Raw genomic sequence first — 1,457 nt, forward strand, 5'->3', positions numbered from 1 at the left:
CCGCACCCAGCGGGTCAGGTTCCAGCCGACCAAGCCCGCGCCGACCGCGACCGCCGCGCTGATCCCGGCCAGCCCGGCCACGCCGGCGCCGGCGCCGCGCAGGGCCACCATGGTGCTGGCGACCATGACGTCGCCGAACCGCCACACCGCAGTGTCGACCGCGTTCTTGCCCTTGTAGCGCAGCGTGCGCGCGGCGCTGGCGAACAGGCTCTCGCGCGCCGGCCCGACCATGCCGTAGGACAGCCCGCGGCTGACCACCAGCGCCAGCGCCACCGCCGGCAACGGGCCGACCAACCCGGCCATGCCCGCCGGCAGCTGCGCCACCAGCGCGCCATAGCCGGGGAACAGCTCGGTCAGCGGCAGGTAGACATCGCCGACCGCGGCGGCCAGGCTCAGCACCGCCACCGTCACCACCGACCACACCCCGATCACCGCCGCCGCGCCGCGCCGCGACAGCAGCCACGGCGTGATCAGCACCTGAGTGCTGAGCGCGACGATGTTGGTCATCAGGTCCAGGTCGGCGGCGAAGCGGGTGCGCGCCACCGCATCGGTGAAGGTGGCCTTGGAGTAATCGACCACCAGGCCGTAGTTGACCGTGCCGATCCAGTCGCCCAGCAGCATCAGGATCGCCATCGAGCGCACGAACGGATTGGCGAAGATCTGCTTGATCCCGTCGAACATGCCGCCGCCGATGGCGGCCTCGTGCTGGCCTTCGAAGCGGCGCGTGCCGTGCACGCGCGACCACTGGCCCAGCGCCAGCACCAGCGCCAGCGCCGCGCACAGCAGCCCGGCGGAGACCAGCAGCAGCGGCGCCACGCCGATCGTGCCGACCAGTTCGCGGGTCAGCGCCGGCCCGACCAGCGACCCGACGGTGCCGCCCACGGCGATGATCGGGAACAACCGCCGCGCCTGCGCCTCGTTCCAGATGTCGGTCATGAAGCTCCAGAACACCGACACCACGAACAGGTTGAACACGCTGATCCAGACGAAGAACAGCACCCCCAGCGCATGCGCGCTGAGCGGGCCGCGCTCGCCGAACAAGGGCACGAAGCCGACCAGGCAGGCGATGAAGAAGCCGTACACCACCGGCACCACCACCCTTCGCGGATAGCGCGAGACCAGCGCCGAGAACAGCGGCGTCAGCGCCAGCGTGGCCAGGAACGAGGCGGCGTAGAACCACGGCAGCTGGGTCGAGCCGACCGCCGCGCTGAGCTGGTCGCGCACCGGCCGGATCACGTAGTACGCGGTCAGCACGCAGAAGAAATAGGCCAGCGACAGCGCCACCGCCCGCCACTCCCCGGTGTGTACCCGTCCGCCGGACAGGGTGGCGCCTTGCACAGCCGACATCGGGTCGCTCCGTGAGTGAGCCGGCGGCGCCTCGCCGCCGGCCCTGCAGATCGTGGCCGGCCGCGCGCCCGTGCGGGATCGCTCCCGGGCCCGTCGCGGCCGCCGCCGCC

Annotated in this window: 1 protein-coding gene; it reads right to left on the reverse strand. The window is 72.3% G+C overall.

What is annotated here, in order from left to right; translation table 11 throughout:
* Positions 1-1,347, reverse strand: a 1,347-nt coding sequence (locus A7A76_RS24160; protein ID WP_206413706.1) for an NTP/NDP exchange transporter, incomplete at its 3' end; no start/stop codon positions are given.
* Positions 1,348-1,457 lie beyond the last annotated feature (110 nt).

The sequence above is a fragment of the Lysobacter enzymogenes genome, from assembly GCF_017168095.1.
In the GTDB taxonomy this organism is placed as follows: Bacteria; Pseudomonadota; Gammaproteobacteria; order Xanthomonadales; family Xanthomonadaceae; genus Lysobacter; species Lysobacter enzymogenes_D.